This is a genomic window from Kordia sp. (genome assembly GCF_022447245.1).
Classification (GTDB): domain Bacteria; phylum Bacteroidota; class Bacteroidia; order Flavobacteriales; family Flavobacteriaceae; genus Kordia.
Genome location: NZ_JAKVBC010000003.1, coordinates 51,258 through 73,300 on the forward strand (window position 1 = coordinate 51,258; position 22,043 = coordinate 73,300).

A 22,043-nucleotide genomic window follows, 5' to 3' on the forward strand; every position below is an offset into this window, starting at 1 on the left:
AACAAGATACCTTACTAACAATTTACTAAATAAAGATTTACATGAGCGCATTCAAGATTCTTTGGGTTGATGATGAAATAGATTTATTAAAACCTCATATCCTCTTTTTACAGAAAAAAAATTACGAAGTTACTACCTGCACAAGTGGAACTGAAGCTATAGAAATGATTGATGAAGATAGCTATGATATTGTATTTTTAGACGAAAATATGCCTGGATTGACAGGAATTGAAACCTTATCAGAATTAAAAGCCAAACAAAACAATCTTCCTGTGGTGATGATTACCAAAAGTGAGGAAGAATATATCATGGAAGAAGCGATTGGTTCTAAGATTGCAGATTATTTAATAAAACCTGTTAACCCAAATCAGATTTTATTGAGTTTAAAGAAAAACTTAGACCATTCTCGTTTGGTTTCTGAAAAAACAACCTCCAACTATCAGCAAGAATTTAGAAAAATTGCAATGGATATGGCAATGGTAAATTCTATTGATGAATGGATAGAATTGTATCAAAAACTGATTTATTGGGAATTGCAATTAGAAGATATTGAAGACACTGGAATGTTTGAAATTTTGGAATCTCAAAAAAATGAAGCTAATGTACAATTCGGGAAATTTATTGATAAAAATTATCCAGATTGGTTTGGCAATGAAGAAGCGCCAATTATGTCACATACTTTATTTAGAGAATTGGTTGTCCCTGAAATCAGCAAAGCGCAACCAACTTTATTAGTTGTCGTTGATAATTTACGATACGATCAATGGAAAGCTTTTGAACCTATTGTAAATACACATTATAAAAAGGAAAAAGAAGTTCCTTTTGTCAGCATTTTGCCTACAGCAACACAATATGCCCGAAATGCTATCTTTTCAGGTTTAATGCCATCAGATATGGAAAAATTACATCCAGAATACTGGAAAAATGACACTGATGAAGGCGGGAAGAATTTGCATGAAGATGATTTCCTGAAAGCGCAATTAAAACGTTTAGGACTTAATATTAAGCATGAATACCACAAAATTACCAGCTTAAAAGGAGGAAAGAAGCTCGCAGACAACTTTAAATCGCAAAAAGATAATGACTTAACAGTAGTCGTATATAACTTCGTAGACATGCTCTCACATGCTAAAACAGAAATGGAAGTTGTTAAAGAATTGGCTTCAAATGATAAAGCCTATCGTTCATTGACGCAAAGTTGGTTTAAAAATTCTCCTTTATTAGAGATTATTCAACAATCGCAACGTTTAGGTTTTAAATTAATTATTACTACTGATCACGGCACTATTAATGTAAAACATCCTTCGAAAGTTGTGGGTGACAAGAATACCAGTTTGAACTTACGCTACAAAACGGGAAGAAGTTTAACCTACGAACAAAAAGATGTGTTAGCGGCTAAAGATCCCAGAACCATTCACTTGCCAGCTATTAACATGAGTAGCTCATTCATATTTGCAAAGACAGATTTATTCTTCGCATATCCAAATAACTACAATCACTATGTAAGTTACTACAGAAATACCTACCAACATGGTGGAGTGTCTTTGGAAGAAATGATTATTCCGTTTGCAGTTTTATCGCCAAGATAATGTCAGAAATAATAGTGCACCAAGTGATTTTATAGGCATTTGCAGATTTTTTAGTACATTTGAGGAAAGCCTCAAAAATAAAATTTAAGTGAAAAAAGAATACAATCTTTCTCAAATCGATGAGATTGCGAAAGCTATTTTAGCGGAATCTGAGCATAAAATCATTACCTTTCACGGGGAAATGGGCGTTGGAAAAACAACACTCATAAAAGTACTCGCTAAGCAACTTGGCGTAAACGAGTTAACTAGTAGTCCAACCTTCTCTATTGTGAATGAATATCATGCACCGAATGATATTTTATACCATTTTGATTGTTACCGAATGGAAAATGAAGAAGAAGCCTATGATATAGGTATAGAAGATTACTTGTACAGTGATGCTTGGTGCTTTATAGAATGGCCAGAACGTATAAAAAATTTGTTACCAGAAGAAATTACCAAGGTCACTATTAATAAAATTAATAAGAAATTACGTTCAATTCACCTAAAAAATTGAGCATTACAGCGAAAAACCAAAACTAAAACCATAAAATAAACCGAAAAGACTGACAAATAAATGACTTTTGTTGTATATTGAATGAAAATTCTGATATTAATCAAAAGAGAAAAATTGATAAAAATACGGAGAAAATAAAATATGATAATTTTCTGAAAATCACTTGTTTATTGGATAAGTTTGCCATATCGTAAAACTAAAACCTAAAACAAAAAATGAAATTAAGAAATTATTTATACGCAGCAGTAGTATTGACATCAGTAACATTTGTGTCTTGTAACCCAGATAGCATTGCAGACGAAGACAACCCATACCAAACAGAGCAAAAAATCAAAAAAAAAGACGTCAAAATTCCTGGTCAAAACAACTAAAAGAAGTTTTTACAGGAGAAGAATTATAGCTAACTCAATAATAGTTGCAATAATTGCTATAACACCATATCTGTTTCAATTATATGAATATGTCCCTGCTGTAGAAAAATGGGAAACTCCACTTTTTACAATTGATAAACGAGAATATAAGAATGTTCAAATTCTTGTTTGGATTTCTCTAAACAAAGCCATACCTCTATTATTGATGATTTTATGGTTTCTAACCTGTAGTAAATGGTGGTATCATGTGATATTAATTCCAATGTTTATGTTTGGATTTCAATTATTCACTGCGATTAATGACAAATCAAGTATTTTAGATGTTGTTGAAATATATTGGTTAATTCCTGTAATGATGATCATAATACCATTTGTGTATTTTATTCGCATAAAATTAATAGATAAGCTAGTTCACGGAATTGACTTAAAAAAGATAGATGCAGAATTAGAAGAATACAAACGAAAAGAATTAGAGCAATTAAATTCAGCTATAGAAACTAAAAAATAAGAAGTTCATTGAAATACAATTAATATACTATTTTCTACGCATTTAGTTAAAATTAGTTAAAACTAACAAAAATACGTAGAAAATATATTATGCTTTTTTTAAAGGTAACATTTGGTTATTCAATAAGTTTGACCCATCGTTAAACTAAATAATAAATAATAAACATGAAAACTAAATTTAACCTTTACCTATTAGCAGCTGTATCATCAATTTTATTTGTATCTTGTAATCCAGATAGCATTGCTGATGAAGACAACCCATACGAAACTGAACAAGGACTCGACAAAAAAGAAATTACAGACCAGGACTTGGGCTAAAAAGAAAATATTTTTTGATACAATTATTGTTTTTTTTACAGCAATAACCCCCTTTTTGGCGTATGCTTATCTGGCTGTTCCCAAGGGAGATACATGGGACACTGGGTTGTTTGTTATTACTAAAAACGGATTCTCAAGTGTTCACATTGCAATTTGGCTTTACCTCGGAAAATTAATACCACTGTACTTGTTGATATTTTGGTTTATAACATGCAAACATTGGTGGTATCACATTATACTTGTACCAATAACATTATACGGCTTTCAGCTCTTTTCTGTGTTAAATAAAGCAACTAATTTAATTGATGAAAATGAAAGTTTATGGGTGATAATTGTATTGATGGTCATTGCTCCTATTGTTTATGTTTTAAGATTAAGATTATATGACAAATATGCCTTGGGCATAGATTTAAGAAAAATTGATGAAGAATTAGAAGAATATGAGCGAAAGGAAAATGAAGCTTTAAATAATAATGAAATAAAATAATTCGTATATTCGCGAAAATACTTACGTAAAAAATACAAAACTTACTATTTTCTACGACTTTTGTTAGTTTTAGTTTAACTAACAAAAGTACGTAGAAAATATATATTGCTATTTTTCTGATAATTAATTGGTTATTAAATAAGTTTGTACCATCGTTAAACTAAATAACCTAATTGATCAGATGAAAACTAAATTTTACTTTTACTTACTAGCCGCTTTTTCAACAATATTATTTGTATCTTGTAACCCAGACAGTATTGCTGATGAAGACAATCCATACCAAACAGAAGAGAACGTCGATAAAAAAATCCCGATCCCTAGTAACGGGTAGCATAATTGCTATATTGATAGCAATCTCACCATATATATTCTATTCTTACGAAAGTTTTCCAGATGTAAAAGTTTGGGAAACTTCTTTTTTTACCTATGATAGTGCATATTATGGAAGTGTTCAGTCTACAGCATATTGGGCAACTTCCAAAATAGTTTCTTTAATGTTTTTAATATTATGGTTTTTTACCTGTAAAGAATGGTGGTATCATGTCATAATAATACCAATTGCAATGTATTTTTTTCAATTAATTACAGTATTCAATGATGATGCAAAATATGTTGATGAAGTAGAAATATATTATGTCATACCAGTGATGATGGTAGTTATTCCTATTGTTTATTTTATCAGAATAAAATTATTCGATAAACATGTTTACGGAATTGATTTAGAAAAAATGAATGCAGAACTCGCTGATTATGAACGAAAAGAAAAAGAATTATTAGATGAACAGAATGAGTAGTTTTTTTACTTCTTTTTTATTTGTAACTTCATGTTTTAACCAATCTTAATGCTTCATGGCTGAATCTTTATCACCTTTCACCAAACAACAGTTACTTCCTCAAGAAGAAACGCTTGAAATTTTAAAAAGCAAGAAAGAATTATTTATTGGGATTCCAAAAGAAACATCCTATCAAGAGAAGCGAGTTTGCTTAACTCCCGATGCCGTGGCCGCTATTGTAGCGCACGGACATAGAGTATTGATAGAAAGTTGCGCAGGAAAAGAAGCCAATTTTTCAGATAAAGAATATACCGATGCTGGCGCAGAGATTACCAATGATACACAAAAAGTATTCTCCTGCCCTATTATCCTAAAAGTTGAACCACCGACATTAGATGAATTGCAGTTATTGAATCCGCAAACTATTTTAATTTCTGCATTACAAATTAAAACTCGATCCAAAAGATATTTTGAAATTTTAGCAAGCAAACGTGTCACAGCACTTGCTTTTGAATATATCCGTGATGAAGATGGAACGTATCCTGCAGTACGCTCTTTAAGTGAAATTGCTGGAACTGCTTCTGTATTAATCGCTTCTGAAATTATGGCAAATGTAAATCGCGGAAATGGATTAATGCTTGGAAATATTAGCGGTGTTCCACCTGTAGAAGTTGTTATTCTTGGCGCAGGAACTGTTGGAGAATTTGCAGCTCGTTCTGCTTTAGGCCTAGGAGCAAATATTAAAGTGTTTGATAATTCTATTACAAAATTGCGTCGAATCCAAACAAATTTAGGAAGACCTATCTACACTTGCACAGTTCAACCCAAGAATTTACTAAAAGCACTTAAACGTTGTGATGTCATGATCGGAGCGGTGCGCGGGAAAAACAGATCACCTATTCTAGTTACAGAAACCATGGTTGAAAATATGAAAAAAGGTTCTGTAATTATTGATGTGAGTATAGATATGGGCGGATGCGTTGAAACAAGTGAGATTACTACACACGACAAACCCACTTTTGAGAAACACGGAGTTATCCATTATTGCGTTCCAAATATCCCTGCAAGATACTCCAGAACTGCCTCAGTATCAATTAGTAATATTTTCACTCCTTATTTATTAAAAATTGCAGAAGATGGCGGATTAGAAAATTCACTTCGTTTTGATAAAGGATTGAAAAATGGTTTGTACTTTTACCACGGAGTTTTATCGAACAAATCCGTAGCTGAATGGTTCGATTTACCTTACAGAGATATTAATCTATTAATTTTTTAGTACATGAATAATGGTCTTTTAAGACGTTTTGGTTTTTATTTTGGAGGATTAGCCATTGGATTGGTAATGTTTGCTTTTTTTGTAAAAGGACGTGGAGTTAAGTGTGAGTTTGATTATTTACCAAATGCACGAACTTTAAAAAATATCCGCATCAAAGAACGTCGCTTCTCACCTGAAATTCGCCAATTGATTGATAATAAAGAAATTGACACTACCGAAATCTCAAACATTCTAAAAGATGGTGATGTAGATTTTTCTAGAAGCAAAGCAAAAGTTGATGCTGATACTTGTAAAGTCTACATCATAGAAGGCATGTTAAAAATAGAGAGATCGAATTAACGGTACACAATTGCGACAGTACCGCATTGATTAAAAATATAAAAATGAAGAACTAATTTAATTAGTTCTTCAACATATTTCCGTAAATATCAAGCTCAAGAGCATCTCCTTTTCCAAAAGAATTTACTTCTTTTAGTTGCGTTTCTTTGTCTCCTACAACTAAATAAAACATATCATCTTCTTGAATATGCGTGTTTATAACATCTTGAAAATCATCAAGAGACATGTCTACTAATTCTTTTAGTTCTTTCTCAAGAAAATCAAAGTCTTTTTCATATTTACTAATTTGCATTAAAATTCCTAATTTGGAATTTAACTTCTCATAATCTTTAGCACTACTCTTTAAGATTTTATTCTTAGTAATCTATACTTCTTTTTCATTAAAATCTTTTGCATAATTACTCACTAAACTTTCAATAATTTTTAAAGAAGGTAATGTCGCATTAGTGCGAACACTCGTTTACAGCACAAAAGACGCTTGTTCTGTTAATTTTTGCAAAAATGAATAAGCTCCACGTATACCCTTTTTCAATACGAAGTGTTTGAAACAAACGACCACTTGATCCTCCTCCAAGTATTTGATTTGTGTACTCCAAATTATTATACATTGGATCCACTTGTGACAATGCTAATTGTCCAGCATAAATCAAAGACTGTTTTGCTCCAGGAAAATCAATAAAGAATAACTTTCCTGCTTTATCTTTAGGATCTAAATAATGTCCACCGCCAATTGTAATAGCAAAAATACTAATGGAACTTCGTTGTTTTCTATTCCAAATACATCAATTCCATTAGCTAATTTGGTTTTCCAAACTTCTGGAGATTTAAACAAAGTCAAGTCTCCAAATTCAGGTTCTGAACGATCATGTTTTGTAACTGTTTTTTCATATTGAGCTTCTGCTCTCTACCCAACTTCTTCAAGTACTTTTCCTTGTACAATTTCTTCTTGATACACTTATGCTTTGTCAGCTCCTTTTATGGCTAGCCTAAATTGCTCTTTAAGAACAAACGAAGTCATCACATAATTTTTATCTTTTATGTATGTATTGTACACATGAAATACATCTTCTTTCGTTACCATACTAGTAAGCTCTGCTTACTTAATTACATTTGCTGTATCTTTAGCATACACATTTCCTCTTGCCAAAGCAAAAGCTTTATCTTGAACAGATTCCGTACCTCTGTAAAGTTCTACCTCTAATTGCGCCTTAATTCGTTTTAGTTGTGATTCGTCAAAATTAGTTTCAAAATTTTCTAATCCTTTATCAAGCACTACCTTTACTTCGTTTAAATCTACTCCTGCATTCGCACGAACAGCAAACGAAAATTCTCCTACAAGTTCATTACTACTATTATATGAAAAAACTCTTGGTGCTAATTTTTTAGAAACTACTACTTCTTGATATAAAGGAGATTTTTTGCTTCCACCAAGCATTTCTCCTAAAATTTCAAATACATATTGATACTTATGAAACATCTCTACTGTTGGAAATACCATTTGAAACTCAGGAAGCTTTGCAAAATTACCTTCAAAGTATAATGATTTTTTTTCGGACAATGTTACAGGCATAAATTTCAAATCAGCAACTTCATTTCCTCTTTTAATTTCACCAAACCATTTTTTAACAGCTTTTTTTGTTTCTGCAATATCAATATCTCCTGCAATAACCAAGGTTGCATTGTTTAGCCTGTAATACGTATTTCTAGCGTAGCAGCTTGTAAATCAGGAAGGGAACCAATCACTGTCCAGTTGTACGGATGATCTTTTGTATATAAGTTGGCACGAATTACTTCAGAAGTGAATCCATACGGCACATTATCATAGTTTTGACGTTTTTCGTTTTTAACCACTTGCTTTTCACGCTCTAGAGCTTCTTTTGTAACTGTATTGATCATATACCCTAAACGATCAGAATCAATCCACAAAATCTTCTCAAAAGCATATTTAGGCAATACTTCATAATAGATTGTAACCTCTGACCAAGTTCCTTCATTACGACTTCCTCCCATTCTGGAATCACCTTCCTATTTGAACCTGTAGGAACATTTTCAGAATCATTAAACACCATATGTTCAAAGAAATGTGCAAAAACAGTTTTTCCTGGTTTTTCTCTATTTAAACCTACACGCATCAACGTAGCAACGGCAATCATCGGATCTGAATGATCTTCATGTAAAACCACTTCCAAACCATTATCTAACGTAAACTTTTCGTATTTTAATGTGAATTTTGAATCACTTTGCTTTTTTTCTATTTGTTCTTTTTGTTCACAAGAAAAAGAAATGAAAATTCATGCTATAAGTATAGCAATTGGCAAGTTTTTAATTTTCATGGCAGTAATAATGGTTGTTTAGTGTTTTTTGGGCGTAATTGAGTGTTACATTTTTCTTCGTTTTCGTTCTTGTTTTAATAAACTTAATTCTCTAGATGTTTGTCCTGCAACAGACGTATTTTCTTCAGCTCTTCGGATCAAATACGGCATTACATCTCTTACAGGTCCAAAAGGTAAGTATTTTGCTACATTATAACCAACTTTTGCTAAATTAAAACTAATATGATCGCTCATTCCATACAATTGTCCAAACCAAACACGTGCATCATTATTAGAAATACCTTTTTCTTTCATAATCTCAGCAACCTTGTATGAACTAGCTTCATTGTGAGTTCCTGCAAATACTGCCATGCAATCCAAATTGTCTAACATATATGCTACAGCAATATCGAAGTTTTTATCTGTAGCTTCTTTTGATTCACATATTGGAGATGTATACCCATTCTCCTCAGCCTTTTTATTTTCTTTTTCCATGTATGCACCACGGACAAGCTTCATCCCAATGTGAAAACCTTGCGCTTTGGCATCTACATGAAGTTGTTTTAAATACTCCATTCGATCCCAACGATACATTTGCAATGTATTATAAACAACAGCTTTTTGCTTGTTATACTTTCGCATCATATCAGCAACAACAGTATCTGCAGCATCCTGCATCCAACTTTCCTCTCCGTCAATCAATAACGCAACATCCATTTCATGAGCTTTCTTACAAATGGTATCAAAACGATGAATAACACGCTTCCATTCTGCTTGCTCATCATCAGTTAATGCATCTCCACTCCCTACTTTTTCATATAAATCTATTCTACCAAAACCAGTTGGTTTAAACACTGCAAAAGGAATGGCTTTTTTTTCTTTTACAAAATTTAGTATCTTAAGTATCTTTTCTAGTGTTGCATCAAATTGCTCTTCTTCTTCTTTTCCTTCACCAGAATAATCCAGCACACTACAAACTCCTTTTTCAAACATTTTATCTACAACAGGCAAGCATTCTTCTTCTGAAGTTCCTCCGCAAAAATGATCGAAAACCGTAGCTCTAATTAAACTCTCTACTGGCAAATGCGCCTTTATGGCAAAATTTGTAACTGCAGTTCCAATTCGTACTAGAGGCTGGTTTGAAATTAATTTAAATAAAAAATAGGCTCTATCGAGCTGAGAATCTGTTTTTAAAGCAAAAGCATTCTCTGTGTTGTTAAAAATAGGTTCCATCTATAAATAATTACTTTCACAAATATAGTTATTGAATTATTATTTTTTTGTTTAAAAAAGGCTTTATTTTGTTGCTAATACTAGTTTTTACAGATTATGAATTCTATTCAAGCGGCAGATTATTTAGTGCATTTCAATACAAATTGCTATGCAAATCTTCAAGAACATCTTGCAAACTCAAACTATTCCAAGATTTTTATTTTAGTCGATGCACATACGCACGAATTTTGCTTACCGTATTTTATGAGTAATATACAAACAGAAACACCGATTGAAGTTGTGGAGATCATGACAGGAGAAATTTACAAGAATATTGAAACTTGTACTGGCGTTTGGAATGTCCTTTCTGAACTGAATGCGGATCGTAAAAGCTTATTAATCAATGTTGGTGGCGGCGTTGTTACAGATCTTGGTGGATTTGTAGCTTCTACTTTTAAACGTGGAATTTCATACATTAATGTACCAACAACCTTATTATCAATGGTAGATGCTTCTGTTGGAGGAAAAACAGGTGTAGATTTAGGAACATTAAAGAATCAAATCGGTGTAATCAATATTCCGGAAATGGTATTGATTGATACTGCCTTCCTAAATACATTACCTGCAAACGAAATGCGAAGTGGTTTGGCAGAAATGCTGAAACACGGGTTGATTTACGATGAAGCATATTGGAAGAAGATGATCAATTTGGCAAATTTTACGATTGAAGATTTAGATGAATTGATTTATGATTCTGTACAGATTAAAAACACAGTAGTAACCGAAGATCCAAAAGAAAATGGTGTGCGAAAAATATTGAACTTTGGACACACACTCGGTCACGCTATTGAATCTTACCTGCTTACACACAAAACTAAAGAAGCTTTGTTACACGGAGAAGCAATTGCTGTAGGAATGGTACTAGCAGCATACATTTCCAACAAACAAGAAGGTTTTCCAGAAGAGAAATTGGCTGAAATCAAACAAGTTATTTTAAACATGTACGGAAAAGTTTATTTTGATTCTTCTGATTATGAAGCTATTATCGATTTAATGAAATACGATAAGAAAAACTCACACGGAAATATCAATTTTGTATTATTAAGCGATATTGGAACGCCTGTTTTAGATAAAATTGTTCCGAATGAAATCATTATTGAGGCTTTCAATTTTTACAACTCTTAACATTAAAAACACAGTTTACTGACATTATTTTTTTCTTTTCAAAAAAAATAGTTGTATTTTTATTATGAGCTAAATAGCTAAAAATTCTCCTTATTTACCTAAGACCGTAGTATTAATTTTAAAAGATTATTCCTATGAGAAAAGCTATCATAGATTATAAAAAAGTGACGCCTGAAATTCTTCAACTTTTACAAGAGCGTTATCCTGGCGGCTATAGAGATCGGGACATTATTGTATTTGATGACCATCACAATAACACTATTGAAGCCGTAGAGGTCCGCACTAACGACACCATTTATTTAGTAAAAGTGAGTAGCAAATTACACTACACCATGACCAATGTAGATAGTAATACTGTTATTGAAGAAATTACTCCTGACGAAAATATTGTGAATGATTTTTCGGAAGAGTAGCGTTAAACATAGCGTTCGTTAATTACATTAACATGATGCTTTTCGTGCCCAGCTACAATGTATGCCAAAGCACGAACAGACATTTCATTGCCGCTTGCGACGCCTACTCTAGCCAACATTTCATCTGAAAAACTCTGGAATAACGCAATTGTCCCTTGTCGAATCGCACAATATTCACGAAGCATTTCAGCACTATCTCTATCATTTGCTCCAGAATACGGAACATAATCATCCTGTTCAAAACCTGGCAAATCCGTTTTATCATTTCTTGCAAAACGCAGCGCTCTGTTACAAAATATACGTTCTGTATCCATAATATGCTGCAACACCTCTTTGATTGTCCATTTTCCTACCGCATAAGCGCTTTTCAATTGCGCATCAGTTAAAGAATTTACCAATTCCGTCACTTCCTCTACACCTTTTGCCAATGCTTCAAAAATATCTTTACCTTTAAATTTCTGAATATACGGATCAAAATATGGATTGTATTCGTTTATGTTTGGAAATGGAATCATAACTAATTGCGGTTTTTTGGTTTTTATTTTTTAGAAACTGAATATACTGCTAATTTCACTTCTTGAAAAGTTAGCACAGCAACATAGTCAAAAGAAAATCAAATTTTAAACAAATACATCCAAATTATTCTTGAAATCCGCATGTTAAAAAAGGACAATCCAATCATTGCAACAGCAATCATTAAGAAGATTTGAAAGTTATCTCCAAACTGAAAAACATACGACAGTAATAAATACAACCCAATTGCCTCACCAACTGTCAACATGTAACTTACATACATCGCCCCATAAAAGTATCCAGGCTCTTTTTCAAATTTATAATCACAAACTGTACACTTTTCATGCATTTTTGGTAATTTTAGCTTAAAAAACCCTCCTTTTTCTTTAAAAACCTTTCCTTTACGGCAATTAGGACAAGTTCCAATATATATATTTTTAACTGTATTTTCCATGAATTCTAATTTTAATACAAAGTTAAAAACCAATGATTTGCCTTAAAGTTTGTATTTTCGCATTTTATAGCACAAAAAAGACATTTTATAGAAAATGAAATTACTTCCTGTTTATAATATTTCACAGTTTAAAGAACAAGAAACAAGCAAACACTTGTACTGCAATCGTTTTAAAGAGCATTTACAAACGCATCCATTTATTGAAAAACCACATAGACATGATTTTCATTTACTTGTCATTTTCACAAAAGGAACTGGCACACATGTAGTTGACTTTAATACGTTTCATATTGTTCCCGGCAGTGTTTTCGCTTTACAACCAGGACACATGCATCATTGGGAACTCTCTAAAGATATCGATGGTTATATTCTATTTCATTCGAAAGAATTTTACAATCTCCATTTTCAACATAAACAAATTAATGATTATCCATTTTACTTTTCTACATACAATACACCTGAACTAGTTTTAGATATTGAAGAAGCGAACAATATTTCATCGCTTTTTGAAATGGTTTTAGCAGAATATTCTTCAACAGCTTTATTAAAAGAACATGCCGTTTTGAGTTTATTGGATGTAATTTACATTAAACTATCACGTCACTACATCAATCCTACTCATTTGCAAATCAAAAGATACCATACCGTCTTAAGAAATTTTGAAGTATTGCTTGAACAGTATTACATACACGAAAAGAAGCCTTCTTTTTATGCTTCCAAGTTAAATATCACTTTGAAACATTTGAATAGAATTTGCAAGGAAACCTTAGAAAAAACCGCCACGACTGTTATTACTGATCGTATCATTTTAGAAGCAAAACGAATGTTATTAACGCCTGAATTATCTGTAAATGAAATTGCCAATTATTTAGGATTTGAAGATTACTCGTATTTTTCGAGATTATTTAAACAGAAAACAGCATTATCACCTTCTGAGTTTCGGAAGTTAGAATATTAAGCGATTAGATGCGCTCTTGTTTTCAGAAAGTTGATTTACTTAGATGTTTTAGAACTATCTTCAAAAGAAAAAGATTCAGCACTTACTGTAAAACACAGAAAAATACTGAATCCTAATCTATTTTTTCAATTAATAATTCTACTTCACATTTCGACTACACTCAATGTTTGGTATCTAAAAATAGAAGTTTTATGCTGAATTACGGCTCGCATTAATGTTTCCGAATAACGAACGTGTCACCATTTTTTCATAGGTCTTTAGTTCGTTTTCATCCGCATTTGGATCTTTTTGTAATTCTTGAATCTTACGTAAGGCATATTGTTGAATCGTAAGTAACGGTAAAACAATCTTTTCACGGGCATGAATTGAAGCTTTCCCTGCCTGTTCATTCTCCATTAAGGTTTCGTAACCTGTTAGTTTTAAGAGCATTCGCTTTGTGCGATTGAATTCTTCAAAAACAATAGTCCAGAATTCACCAAACTCCTCATTATCTTTCATATATGCAGTTAACTTAAAGAAAGACTTCGTTAAACTCATCATACTGTTTTCAAGCAATGTTCGGAAGAAAGAAGAGTTTTTGTATAGGTTTTCAACCGCTTCAAACTGTCCGTTTTTCTCCATATACTCTAATGCAGTTCCTACTCCATAAAAACCAGGAACGTTTTGTTTCAACTGACTCCAGCTTCCTACAAATGGAATGGCACGCAAGTCAGAAAAATTGAATTCTTTAGACTTTGAACGTTTTGACGGACGACTACCAATATTAGTTTTTGCATAATATTTTAATGTACTCATTCGCTCCAAATAAGTTAAGAATCTTGGATGTTTTTTAAAAGCTACATACGTATCATAACTTACCGAAGCCAAGGTTTCCATTGTCTTTTTATCTTCATTTGAAAACTCTGCTTCTTCGTTTGAAAATATTTCATTTGAGATTCCTGAGCTCAACAATTGCTCTAAGTTGTATTGACATGACTCTGGAGTTCCAAAATTTGAACTAATTGTTTGTCCTTGTACCGTTAATTGAATTTCTTCATCTTGAATTGTTTTCCCTAACGAAGCATAAAATTGATGTGTTTTTCCTCCTCCACGTGCTGGCGGCCCACCTCTACCATCAAAGAAAATAACTTTGATTCCAAATTCACGTGAAATAGCCGTGAGTTCTTCTTTTGCCTTAAAAATACTCCAATTCGCCATTAAATAACCTCCATCTTTTGTTCCATCAGAGAAACCTAACATAATATACTGCTTGTTTCCTCTTCGTTTCAAATGCGCTGCATAAGCTTCATTTGTATACAAAGTTCGCATCACATCTTGTGCCGCTTGCAAGTCCGGAACTGTTTCAAATAAAGGCGAAACATCTACATCCGGTTGCTTCCAATTACATAAACGCAACATTGTAAATGCTTCCATTACATGCAATGCCGATTGATTGTTACTAATAATATAACGATTAGCTCCACGTTCACCATTGCGGCTCTGAATGGTTTTCATCGCATAAATTGATGAAATAGTAGCATTTGTGATTTCATTATCAAAATATTCAGCTTGTATAACGCTATCAATATTTGTCAGTACTTTTATTTTTTCTTCTGCCGTAGCATTCGCATAGTCAATAGAAAATAAAGCATCTTCTCGAGATTCCATCACATCTACAATGTTTTCAAATACACCTTGATGCACTCTTGAATCTTGACGAATGTCTAACATCGCAAAGTGATATCCAAACAACTTTACTTTATTGATTAAGTCATTCAATTCTGTAGAAAATAATGATTGATGGTCAGTTATTATAACATCTCTAATTGCTTTTAATTCCGCTTCAAACTCAGCCAAAGAAAGCATTCCGTCTTCTTTTCGCAGATATACATTGTCATACAACATATGTTCTAAACGTACTAAGCGCTTTTCTACACCTTCAAACGTGAGTCTACGCTTCAACTTACGAATGTCTCTATAATAGTTCAGTAAAATTGTGCTACGCAAACGCTCTGCCACCTTAAGTGTGATATCTGTTGTTACAAATGGATTTCCATCACGATCGCCACCAGGCCAAAAACCTAAATCAATCACTTGATTATCTAGTTCTTCATCTTTAAAGATATTATCCTGAATGTAATTGTATATTTTACTTGCAGAATGATAAAAAACGTTCTCCAAGTACCATATTAAGCTTACCGCTTCGTTATATGGTGTAGGCTTTTCCTTTTTAAAGAAAGGAGTTTTTCCTAATTGCGCCAATAATTTTTTTATCGTCAATAAATCATCTTTTTCAATAGCCTCTGCTAAATCAGTAATGATTCCAAGTACTTGTCCAGGGTAAAATTGTGTTGGATGCGCTGTTAATACAGGACGGATTTTAAAATGTTTTAAATAGTTTTTTAATGCATCCATCTGATGCTTTTCTTGCGCTTCCTCCTTTATGTTTCGTAGTGTTCCACGTCCATCCATATTGTTTACAATAGGAAACGCTGCATCTTCAACAGCATCAAATAAAACTACCTGACGCTCAATATATTGAATGAAGCGAAACAGTAAATTAACCTTTTCTTCCTCAGTTTTATCTTTTTCAACATAGCGCTCAAAGAATTTGTCCATGATTTGTGATGGATTCTTATCGCGCCTATACCCTTCTTCACAAATCTCACTAAATAAAGGCAATAACACACCTGTATTGGAGATTCCATCAAAAGGTAAAGTCATAAAAATACTGTTGTAGATTTGATATTTAGAAGAAACATTTTCTTTAAATCGTTCTAGTTTTGGTTTGCGAGACATAAGCTCAAAATTTTAATGTGGTTTTTCAAATAGAAGGTACATACCTGAAATCAGATTAGTTAAACAAACAATTCAAAATATTTTTCGAAGCTTTTTAAAATTGAGTTTACTAATGAAAAAACCCTTACACGAAAAGCGCAAGGGTTTTTATATGCTGTATTTTTCGCTGTATCGTTATAAATCGTTAAAAATAGAATGCATCAAGCGATTCTTATCGTTGATACTTTCTTCTAACGAAATCATGGTTTCTGTACGCGATACACCATCAATATCATCAATCATAAAGATGATATCTTTAGCGTGTTTTGTGTTTTTTGCACGTACTTTACAGAAAATATTAAACTTTCCAGTAGTAATGTGCGCCACCGTGATATATGGAATTTCTTGTATTCTATTTAACACAAACTTTGTTTGCGAGGTTTTTTCAAGGAATATACCTACATAAGCGATAAATGAATATCCTAATTTATGATAGTCTAATGTTAACGAAGACCCTTTAATAATTCCTGCCTCTTCTAATTTTTTAACACGAACATGAACTGTTCCTGCAGAAATTAATAACTTCTTTGCGATGTCCGTAAATGGAATTCTAGTATTCTCAATCAGCATGTCTAATATCTGATGATCCACTTCATCTAACCTAAATTTTGCCATGATTATCTTATATTATTTTTTAAAGATAATGCAAAAAAAACAAAAAAAACCGAATAATAATGCATAAAACACCATTAGATATGTTAACTAATTGTCAATTTTATTGAATTTTCTTAAATACTCAGCTACCTCTGTTTGCAACGAAAACGATTGAAATATATACTTCGCAGCGATTGCCTCCTGAAAATCAATGATTTTGTGTCCAAATGATTTTTTTAATATTTTTTTATCTTCAATTTGTGGTTGAAAGTCAATTTTTTCATTTGTGAGCACTTCTTGGTACATAATTCCTAAATCAAAAGTTTCATTTTGCTCTGTTTTTACATTTTTTAAAATGACATCATAATACTGTTTTGCATTTTCGGGAATTGCAAAATAAGCGTCTGTAAATTGCCCTGTAATTTCTGTTGAACTTATGTACTGAATTGCCTCTATAAGTGCGTAAAAAATCAATTCGCGTGTTTTTTCGCGTCTGTAATCGCCTGGAAAGTGTCCAGCCTCAAATAAAACAGTTGGTGTTCCTAAGGACTGAAATGTATCTCCTACACAATTAATATTAAAACCGTCATCGTAGCGCCCAATATGATTTGGAATGATTTTTTGAAGCATTTCGTTCATTTTTACAATGATTTGCATGCTTTTTTGACGACTTGGAGTTATTGATCGCTCTTGATCCTCAGAAGGCGTTAAAAACGATAGTATAGATGACTTATCTACATTTCCTGCACTGTACATTGTGCGCTGTCCATGTAAATTGTAGCAATAATCAGGTTGAAATTCCTCATAAACAGCTTTTAAAACTGTACTTTCTGGTTGCGAAAGTGTTTGTGCATCACGATTTAGGTCAATTTCATTGGCATTTAAGCGCGTATAGGCATGAGAACCATCTGGATTCAACATTGGAATGATACATAAAGTACAATTGCTTAGAATTGCTTCTGAAGCTTCTGTTGATTGTTTTAAAAAAGTGCATAGATCAAATATAGCTTTGGTGGTAGTAGATTCATTTCCGTGCATCTGTGACCACATAAGTATTTTTTTGCTTCCATTTCCAATCGTTAGGGAATGGATAGGGCGATTTAATACAGAACGCCCAATTACTTTTACCTTGAATTTTAAGGGCAATGATTTTAGCAAAGGATCAATATGTGTAAGAGTAATGTATCGACCTTCTAATGATGATTCAAAATTTGAGCGAAACCAATTCGCTAATGGATGTGTATACATATGTGTCTGTTTACAAGTTACAAATGTAAACATTGTATATTTTACAATTGTAAACACAAAAATTACATCTACTTGTTTATTAATGTAAACGAGATTCTATAGACTCAATATACACTTGTTTACAAATAGAAGTATATATGTATATCAGATATAAAAATAATACAAACAACTGTTTATTAACATGTTAAGAACATCAACCTAAAGTAATATATAACCTATTAATTATTGTTTAACTTTGTACACTTGTACATTTGAAATATTCTTTTTACATTTGTAAACATATCAATTCAACACTTATTGTTTACAATGCTAAACACTTCAGATTTTACAAAAAGACTTAAAAAAGTAATTGAATATTATGACTTATCTGCTTCTGCATTTGCTGATAGATTAGGCGTACAACGTTCTAGTATCTCACATATTTTATCTGGAAGAAACAAACCAAGTTTAGAATTTGTAATGAAGATTTTGAGTAATTTTCCAGAAGTAGAATTGTATTGGTTGTTGAATGGAAAAGGTAGTTTTCCAAAAACAGAAGCAAATGAAATACTGCAGCCTACTGCTCCAATTTCAAAACCAAAAACTACACAAACTACAATTCAACAATCATTGCCTTTGGAAGAAAAAATACAAGCCACTATTCCATCACAAGTTTCTTCAAGTGATAAAACAATTGACAAGATTGTGATTTTTTATACAGATGGAACTTTTGAGGCGTATCAGAAGTAAATTAACTAATTTCACTTCCAATTTTCAACAATACTATATTCCTGCAATTAGATATAGTATTAGTAATATTAATGTAAACATCGATATCTCAAACAAAAAGAAATTATAGCTTGTCCAAAGTAATGTTACTAAAACAAATACAATACTAATTAAGCCTGCTGTTGTTTGTGTAGCTACTGATTTTCTTTTTGTATAAGGAAATGCAATCAATAAAATTATTGTTGCCAATACTAATGTGATTATAAGTATGAGTTCTAATGATAGTGTATCAACTTCTTCCATACCCATGATCCACAATAAAACATAAGCAAGTTGCCCAGCAGAAATCAAAGAAAATATGGTTGAAACTAGATAATAATTGATTTTCATATTTTAAAAAAATCATGTTTCGCCTAAAGATACTAAAATACAACAACTACTGTATTCCTTCAGGATTTTGTGTATCTGCATCTGATTTTTTAGTTACTTTGTAAAGAATTCACGCAAAAATTATAATTCTAGTGAAAAAAATCATTTTTACGATCGGTTTGGCGCTACTCCTAACTTCTTGCTATGATGTGGAAGCAAATTGCCAAGATTTTAAAACAGGAACTTTTGAATTTACCTATGAAATTAATGGTGAAACTAAAACAGGGAAATCTGTACGAACAGACACACTGAGTATTGATTATTATGAAAATAAGATTGATACATTCACTGTACGTTGGGTAACTGATTGTGAATTTATAGGTCGCAAATTGCATCCTGTAGATTATTCAGACAGCAAACCGATACAAATGAAGATTCTTACTACAACGAAAGATTCGTATTTGTTGGAGTATAATCTATTGGAAGATCCATCTACTAGAAAGCGTGGAACTGTTAAAAAAATAGATTAGTGTGTTCTAATTATTTTCAAATCCAGATGTTTGGGCAGCGATTGTAACACTGACCTTATTAGAAATTGTTTTAGGAATTGATAATATTATTTTTATTTCAATTGCCGCTGGAAAGTTACCTGATAAACTTCGCAAACGTGCTACTAGTATCGGTTTAGCACTAGCCATGGCAATGCGTATTATTTTATTGTTTGGAATTTCTTGGCTTGTGGCAATGAAAGCACCATTTTGGTTGATTAATGAAAGTTGGATTACTGGTGGTATTAGCTGGCAAGCAGTAATTTTGTTTTTTGGTGGAATTTTCTTGTTGTATAAGAGTACCAAAGAGATTCACGAAAAAGTAGTTGATAAAGAACATGATCAGCGCGAAGTAATAAATCATCGTTCCACTACTTTAACGAAAGCTATTATTCAGATTACGATGATTAATATTGTGTTTTCATTTGACTCTATTTTAACCGCAATTGGAATGACTAACGGAATTTCTCCGAATCCGACAGATGCATTAATTGTAATGATTATTGCTGTTGTGGCTTCAGTTATTATTATGATACTGTTCGCGAATTCTGTAGGTTCGTTTGTAAATAAGAACCCTTCGATACAAATCTTAGGATTGTCATTTTTGATTTTGATTGGATTTATGCTTATTGCAGAAGCTGCACATATTTCACACCTCACAGTACTTGGTCAACATGTAGGCGCTATACCTGAAGGATATTTATATTTTGCGATTGCTTTCTCTTTAATGGTAGAATTCCTGAATTTGAGAATGGCTAGAAAGAAGGCGTAGTTGTTGGCTATTGGCTATTGGCTATTGGCTAAATTGTTTATTTTATTTATTTCAAAGTTATAAACTTTGAAACACCTTAGTTTAAAATTTCATCCAAGGCTTTAAAATACTCAGGAAAACTGATTAGGTTATTGTGTTCGCCATTTTCAATGGTGTAAAACTTTTTAGTGTCACTACCCGATTTTTTATAAAGCTCTTGCCCATGTTCATAAGGAACAACAACATCACTTGTTCCATGAATCATATACGTAGGCATTGAAATTTTTTGAATATTTTGAATGTTCTGAAAAGGATATTTCAACAACCATTTTAGCGGCAAAAACCAAAAACGCTTCTTCCCTATTTCGTATACACTTGTAAACGTGGATTCTAGCAATAGTAATTTTGCATTGCGCTTTATTGCTGTATGTGTAGCAAACGCGCCTCCTAGTGAACGTCCAAAGATGGTAATTTCTTCTTCTGAAAATTTTGTTTTGGCATAATCATAAAATAATAATGCATCTTCTAACATCATTTGATGACTGCGTTTCCCCATACTTTTACCGTAACCACGATAATCCATAATTACGACATCATACTTGTATTTTGAAGATAATTGCTCTGCCCATTCTCCCCAATATTCCAGCGTACGAGCATTTCCATGAAAATATAAAAGTACACCTTTTGGATTTTCTTGTTTGTAGTGCAAACCATGTAAAACTGCATCATCAGAAGCTTTTAGATAGATTTCTTCAAAAGCTAAAGAAGATGTAAACACATGATCTTGCGGCAAGGTTTCACTGTGGAATATTATTTTTTCTTGAAAAGCGAGTAACATAAAAATTATGAGCAAATATAATGCAATCAGTGAAATAACAATACGTTTGATAAATTTCATTTAGGCTTTTTTTCTTCTAAAGTTCAAACTAGAGTTTTTTGGATCTATTTCTTTAGGCAATTCTGAATGCAAAATTTCTTCTAAAAAACGATGGTATTGCGGAAAAGTATGCAAATTGTTGTGTCCGCCATCAATTACGGGATATAATCGTGTCCATTTTGGATTTATTTTAGACAATTTCACGCTAGTTTTGAATGGAATGAGTTTATCACTAGTTCCATGTATTATTTTGATTGGACATTTTACATATTCAATCCAACGATATGTCTTTACTGGAAACCTCAGAATCAGAGACATAGGCATGATTGGCAAAAAACGTTTTGTTATGTGTTTTACACTATAATAAGGCGCATCTAAGATTAGTAAGCGTGGATTATTACTTGAAGCCAATTTTGCAGCAAATCCAGAGCCTAACGACCTTCCATACAAAGTTATATATTGTTCGTCTACTTGTTCTTTTAAACGATCGTACACGTGCTGTAAATCCTTTTTGATGCCTGCTTCGGTCCGTTTTCCTGTACTTTTTCCGTAGCCGCGATAATCTACCATTAATACATCAAAACCGTGACGTGTAAAATCGACTGCAAATTTTCCCCAACCTTTAATGCTTCTTGAGTTTCCTTTTAAATATAAAACCACTCCTTTGGGTCTACGGACCTTAAAATGAATTCCATTGATATTTACACCTGGATCGACTTCAATATTATATTCGTCAAAAATTTGATTCTCATAATTAAATTCAAAATCGCTTGGAAGTTTTTCAGCTTTGAAGATAAAACGTTCTTGTAAAAAGTACAATACTACATTTGCAATGATGTAAATGATGATAAATATTATAATTCCTAGTGTCCAATATGACATGTATAGCGTTGGTTTTTGATTTCATAAGATAAGAAAAGTTTGGAAA

Annotated in this window: 29 protein-coding genes; 14 read left to right on the top strand and 15 right to left on the bottom strand. The window is 32.3% G+C overall.

Features of this window, described 5'->3' with window-relative positions; all coding sequences use genetic code 11:
* The first annotated feature begins 41 nt into the window (after positions 1 to 41).
* The 8 genes from MK119_RS02870 to MK119_RS02905 all read left to right on the top strand — a co-directional run bounded on the left by MK119_RS02870 (position 42) and on the right by MK119_RS02905 (position 6,156).
* Positions 42 to 1,589: a response regulator gene (locus tag MK119_RS02870; RefSeq protein WP_290670717.1), complete on the top strand. Its 1,548-nt coding sequence runs from the start codon at positions 42 to 44 to the stop codon at positions 1,587 to 1,589.
* Positions 1,590 to 1,677: 88 nt separating this feature from the next.
* Entirely contained in the window at positions 1,678 to 2,085 is a 408-nt protein-coding gene (gene tsaE / locus MK119_RS02875; RefSeq protein WP_290670719.1) for a tRNA (adenosine(37)-N6)-threonylcarbamoyltransferase complex ATPase subunit type 1 TsaE, read from the top strand.
* Between the two features lie 215 nt (positions 2,086 to 2,300).
* The gene (locus tag MK119_RS02880; protein WP_290670722.1) at positions 2,301 to 2,456 is read left to right on the top strand and encodes a hypothetical protein; all 156 of its coding nucleotides are present in this window, start codon (positions 2,301 to 2,303) and stop codon (positions 2,454 to 2,456) included.
* Positions 2,457 to 2,724: 268 nt separating this feature from the next.
* A complete protein-coding gene (locus tag MK119_RS02885) occupies positions 2,725 to 2,964 on the top strand; it encodes a hypothetical protein (RefSeq protein WP_290670724.1) in 240 nt (79 codons plus the stop codon).
* Positions 2,965 to 3,210: 246 nt separating this feature from the next.
* Positions 3,211 to 3,768: a hypothetical protein gene (locus MK119_RS02890; protein ID WP_290670726.1), complete on the top strand. Its 558-nt coding sequence runs from the start codon at positions 3,211 to 3,213 to the stop codon at positions 3,766 to 3,768.
* Between the two features lie 344 nt (positions 3,769 to 4,112).
* Positions 4,113 to 4,562 (top strand): hypothetical protein, encoded by a 450-nt coding sequence (locus tag MK119_RS02895; protein WP_366512759.1) that lies wholly within the window; start codon positions 4,113 to 4,115, stop codon positions 4,560 to 4,562.
* Positions 4,563 to 4,617: 55 nt separating this feature from the next.
* Positions 4,618 to 5,817: an alanine dehydrogenase gene (locus MK119_RS02900; protein WP_290670728.1), complete on the top strand. Its 1,200-nt coding sequence runs from the start codon at positions 4,618 to 4,620 to the stop codon at positions 5,815 to 5,817.
* Between the two features lie 3 nt (positions 5,818 to 5,820).
* Positions 5,821 to 6,156, top strand: coding sequence for a hypothetical protein (locus tag MK119_RS02905; RefSeq protein WP_290670730.1), 336 nt, complete (start codon positions 5,821 to 5,823; stop codon positions 6,154 to 6,156).
* A gap of 61 nt (positions 6,157 to 6,217) precedes the next feature.
* Here MK119_RS02905 and MK119_RS02910 read toward each other — a convergent pair whose 3' ends face one another.
* The 7 genes from MK119_RS02910 to MK119_RS02940 form a co-directional block, all read right to left on the bottom strand.
* A complete protein-coding gene (locus tag MK119_RS02910; protein WP_290670732.1) occupies positions 6,218 to 6,448 on the bottom strand; it encodes a hypothetical protein in 231 nt (76 codons plus the stop codon).
* Positions 6,449 to 6,599: 151 nt separating this feature from the next.
* Positions 6,600 to 6,806 carry an insulinase family protein gene (locus tag MK119_RS02915; protein ID WP_290670734.1) on the bottom strand — a complete coding sequence of 69 codons (207 nt, stop codon included), beginning with the start codon at positions 6,804 to 6,806 and terminating at the stop codon, positions 6,600 to 6,602.
* A 59-nt stretch (positions 6,807 to 6,865) separates the two neighbouring features.
* On the bottom strand, positions 6,866 to 6,994 hold the full coding sequence (locus MK119_RS02920) for a hypothetical protein (RefSeq protein WP_290670736.1): 129 nt from the start codon (positions 6,992 to 6,994) through the stop codon (positions 6,866 to 6,868).
* 117 nt (positions 6,995 to 7,111) lie between these two features.
* Entirely contained in the window at positions 7,112 to 7,237 is a 126-nt protein-coding gene (locus MK119_RS02925; protein ID WP_290670738.1) for a hypothetical protein, read from the bottom strand.
* 15 nt (positions 7,238 to 7,252) lie between these two features.
* Positions 7,253 to 7,828, bottom strand: coding sequence for an insulinase family protein (locus tag MK119_RS02930; protein ID WP_290670740.1), 576 nt, complete (start codon positions 7,826 to 7,828; stop codon positions 7,253 to 7,255).
* A gap of 11 nt (positions 7,829 to 7,839) precedes the next feature.
* A complete protein-coding gene (locus tag MK119_RS02935; RefSeq protein WP_290670742.1) occupies positions 7,840 to 8,166 on the bottom strand; it encodes a hypothetical protein in 327 nt (108 codons plus the stop codon).
* Positions 8,167 to 8,534: 368 nt separating this feature from the next.
* A complete protein-coding gene (locus MK119_RS02940) occupies positions 8,535 to 9,701 on the bottom strand; it encodes a proline dehydrogenase family protein (protein ID WP_290670744.1) in 1,167 nt (388 codons plus the stop codon).
* Between the two features lie 96 nt (positions 9,702 to 9,797).
* Here MK119_RS02940 and aroB point away from each other — a divergent pair, with 96 nt between their 5' ends.
* Together aroB and MK119_RS02950 are read left to right on the top strand one after the other, a co-directional pair.
* Positions 9,798 to 10,865: a 3-dehydroquinate synthase gene (aroB, locus tag MK119_RS02945; RefSeq protein ID WP_290670746.1), complete on the top strand. Its 1,068-nt coding sequence runs from the start codon at positions 9,798 to 9,800 to the stop codon at positions 10,863 to 10,865.
* Between the two features lie 134 nt (positions 10,866 to 10,999).
* Entirely contained in the window at positions 11,000 to 11,278 is a 279-nt protein-coding gene (locus tag MK119_RS02950) for a hypothetical protein (RefSeq protein WP_290670748.1), read from the top strand.
* Positions 11,279 to 11,280: 2 nt separating this feature from the next.
* Here the strand turns inward: MK119_RS02950 and MK119_RS02955 are convergent, their stop codons facing one another.
* Together MK119_RS02955 and MK119_RS02960 are read right to left on the bottom strand one after the other, a co-directional pair.
* On the bottom strand, positions 11,281 to 11,793 hold the full coding sequence (locus MK119_RS02955; RefSeq protein WP_290670751.1) for a DinB family protein: 513 nt from the start codon (positions 11,791 to 11,793) through the stop codon (positions 11,281 to 11,283).
* A 98-nt stretch (positions 11,794 to 11,891) separates the two neighbouring features.
* A complete protein-coding gene (locus MK119_RS02960) occupies positions 11,892 to 12,245 on the bottom strand; it encodes a DUF983 domain-containing protein (RefSeq protein ID WP_290670753.1) in 354 nt (117 codons plus the stop codon).
* Positions 12,246 to 12,339: 94 nt separating this feature from the next.
* Between MK119_RS02960 and MK119_RS02965 the strand changes: the two genes are divergently transcribed.
* Entirely contained in the window at positions 12,340 to 13,203 is an 864-nt protein-coding gene (locus tag MK119_RS02965) for a helix-turn-helix transcriptional regulator (protein ID WP_290670755.1), read from the top strand.
* Positions 13,204 to 13,392: 189 nt separating this feature from the next.
* Here MK119_RS02965 and MK119_RS02970 read toward each other — a convergent pair whose 3' ends face one another.
* From MK119_RS02970 to MK119_RS02980, 3 genes are all read right to left on the bottom strand, one after another.
* Positions 13,393 to 15,981 (bottom strand): phosphoenolpyruvate carboxylase, encoded by a 2,589-nt coding sequence (locus MK119_RS02970; RefSeq protein WP_290670757.1) that lies wholly within the window; start codon positions 15,979 to 15,981, stop codon positions 13,393 to 13,395.
* 174 nt (positions 15,982 to 16,155) lie between these two features.
* A complete protein-coding gene (locus tag MK119_RS02975) occupies positions 16,156 to 16,635 on the bottom strand; it encodes an Lrp/AsnC family transcriptional regulator (RefSeq protein ID WP_290670759.1) in 480 nt (159 codons plus the stop codon).
* Between the two features lie 87 nt (positions 16,636 to 16,722).
* Positions 16,723 to 17,862 (bottom strand): M14 metallopeptidase family protein, encoded by a 1,140-nt coding sequence (locus MK119_RS02980; RefSeq protein WP_290670760.1) that lies wholly within the window; start codon positions 17,860 to 17,862, stop codon positions 16,723 to 16,725.
* 306 nt (positions 17,863 to 18,168) lie between these two features.
* Here MK119_RS02980 and MK119_RS02985 point away from each other — a divergent pair, with 306 nt between their 5' ends.
* Complete coding sequence (locus MK119_RS02985) at positions 18,169 to 18,591, top strand: helix-turn-helix transcriptional regulator (protein ID WP_290670762.1); 423 nt, start codon at positions 18,169 to 18,171, stop codon at positions 18,589 to 18,591.
* A 33-nt stretch (positions 18,592 to 18,624) separates the two neighbouring features.
* On the opposite strand, the gene MK119_RS02990 is transcribed toward MK119_RS02985, so the two are convergent.
* The gene (locus tag MK119_RS02990; protein WP_290670764.1) at positions 18,625 to 18,960 is read right to left on the bottom strand and encodes a hypothetical protein; all 336 of its coding nucleotides are present in this window, start codon (positions 18,958 to 18,960) and stop codon (positions 18,625 to 18,627) included.
* A gap of 131 nt (positions 18,961 to 19,091) precedes the next feature.
* Between MK119_RS02990 and MK119_RS02995 the strand changes: the two genes are divergently transcribed.
* Together MK119_RS02995 and MK119_RS03000 are read left to right on the top strand one after the other, a co-directional pair.
* Positions 19,092 to 19,469: a membrane lipoprotein lipid attachment site-containing protein gene (locus MK119_RS02995; RefSeq protein WP_290670766.1), complete on the top strand. Its 378-nt coding sequence runs from the start codon at positions 19,092 to 19,094 to the stop codon at positions 19,467 to 19,469.
* A gap of 40 nt (positions 19,470 to 19,509) precedes the next feature.
* A complete protein-coding gene (locus MK119_RS03000; protein WP_290671131.1) occupies positions 19,510 to 20,259 on the top strand; it encodes a TerC family protein in 750 nt (249 codons plus the stop codon).
* A 76-nt stretch (positions 20,260 to 20,335) separates the two neighbouring features.
* Here the strand turns inward: MK119_RS03000 and MK119_RS03005 are convergent, their stop codons facing one another.
* Together MK119_RS03005 and MK119_RS03010 are read right to left on the bottom strand one after the other, a co-directional pair.
* Entirely contained in the window at positions 20,336 to 21,136 is an 801-nt protein-coding gene (locus MK119_RS03005; RefSeq protein WP_290670768.1) for an alpha/beta fold hydrolase, read from the bottom strand.
* Positions 21,137 to 21,997, bottom strand: coding sequence for an alpha/beta hydrolase (locus MK119_RS03010; protein WP_290670770.1), 861 nt, complete (start codon positions 21,995 to 21,997; stop codon positions 21,137 to 21,139).
* Positions 21,998 to 22,043: the final 46 nt, after the last annotated feature.

Coding starts and splice junctions, on each gene's coding strand:
- MK119_RS02980 (WP_290670760.1), bottom strand. CDS start 17,862: ATGTATACACATCCATTAGCGAATTGGTTTCGCTCAAATTTTGAATCA.
- MK119_RS02960 (WP_290670753.1), bottom strand. CDS start 12,245: ATGGAAAATACAGTTAAAAATATATATATTGGAACTTGTCCTAATTGC.
- aroB (WP_290670746.1), top strand. CDS start 9,798: ATGAATTCTATTCAAGCGGCAGATTATTTAGTGCATTTCAATACAAAT.
- MK119_RS02955 (WP_290670751.1), bottom strand. CDS start 11,793: ATGATTCCATTTCCAAACATAAACGAATACAATCCATATTTTGATCCG.
- MK119_RS02940 (WP_290670744.1), bottom strand. CDS start 9,701: ATGGAACCTATTTTTAACAACACAGAGAATGCTTTTGCTTTAAAAACA.
- MK119_RS02910 (WP_290670732.1), bottom strand. CDS start 6,448: ATGCAAATTAGTAAATATGAAAAAGACTTTGATTTTCTTGAGAAAGAA.
- MK119_RS02970 (WP_290670757.1), bottom strand. CDS start 15,981: ATGTCTCGCAAACCAAAACTAGAACGATTTAAAGAAAATGTTTCTTCT.
- MK119_RS02885 (WP_290670724.1), top strand. CDS start 2,725: ATGTTTGGATTTCAATTATTCACTGCGATTAATGACAAATCAAGTATT.
- MK119_RS02975 (WP_290670759.1), bottom strand. CDS start 16,635: ATGGCAAAATTTAGGTTAGATGAAGTGGATCATCAGATATTAGACATG.
- MK119_RS02985 (WP_290670762.1), top strand. CDS start 18,169: ATGCTAAACACTTCAGATTTTACAAAAAGACTTAAAAAAGTAATTGAA.
- MK119_RS02905 (WP_290670730.1), top strand. CDS start 5,821: ATGAATAATGGTCTTTTAAGACGTTTTGGTTTTTATTTTGGAGGATTA.
- MK119_RS02990 (WP_290670764.1), bottom strand. CDS start 18,960: ATGAAAATCAATTATTATCTAGTTTCAACCATATTTTCTTTGATTTCT.
- MK119_RS03005 (WP_290670768.1), bottom strand. CDS start 21,136: ATGAAATTTATCAAACGTATTGTTATTTCACTGATTGCATTATATTTG.
- MK119_RS02935 (WP_290670742.1), bottom strand. CDS start 8,166: ATGGGAGGAAGTCGTAATGAAGGAACTTGGTCAGAGGTTACAATCTAT.
- MK119_RS02965 (WP_290670755.1), top strand. CDS start 12,340: ATGAAATTACTTCCTGTTTATAATATTTCACAGTTTAAAGAACAAGAA.
- MK119_RS02890 (WP_290670726.1), top strand. CDS start 3,211: ATGAAGACAACCCATACGAAACTGAACAAGGACTCGACAAAAAAGAAA.
- MK119_RS02925 (WP_290670738.1), bottom strand. CDS start 7,237: ATGGTAACGAAAGAAGATGTATTTCATGTGTACAATACATACATAAAA.
- MK119_RS03010 (WP_290670770.1), bottom strand. CDS start 21,997: ATGTCATATTGGACACTAGGAATTATAATATTTATCATCATTTACATC.
- MK119_RS02950 (WP_290670748.1), top strand. CDS start 11,000: ATGAGAAAAGCTATCATAGATTATAAAAAAGTGACGCCTGAAATTCTT.
- MK119_RS02880 (WP_290670722.1), top strand. CDS start 2,301: ATGAAATTAAGAAATTATTTATACGCAGCAGTAGTATTGACATCAGTA.
- MK119_RS02870 (WP_290670717.1), top strand. CDS start 42: ATGAGCGCATTCAAGATTCTTTGGGTTGATGATGAAATAGATTTATTA.
- MK119_RS02900 (WP_290670728.1), top strand. CDS start 4,618: ATGGCTGAATCTTTATCACCTTTCACCAAACAACAGTTACTTCCTCAA.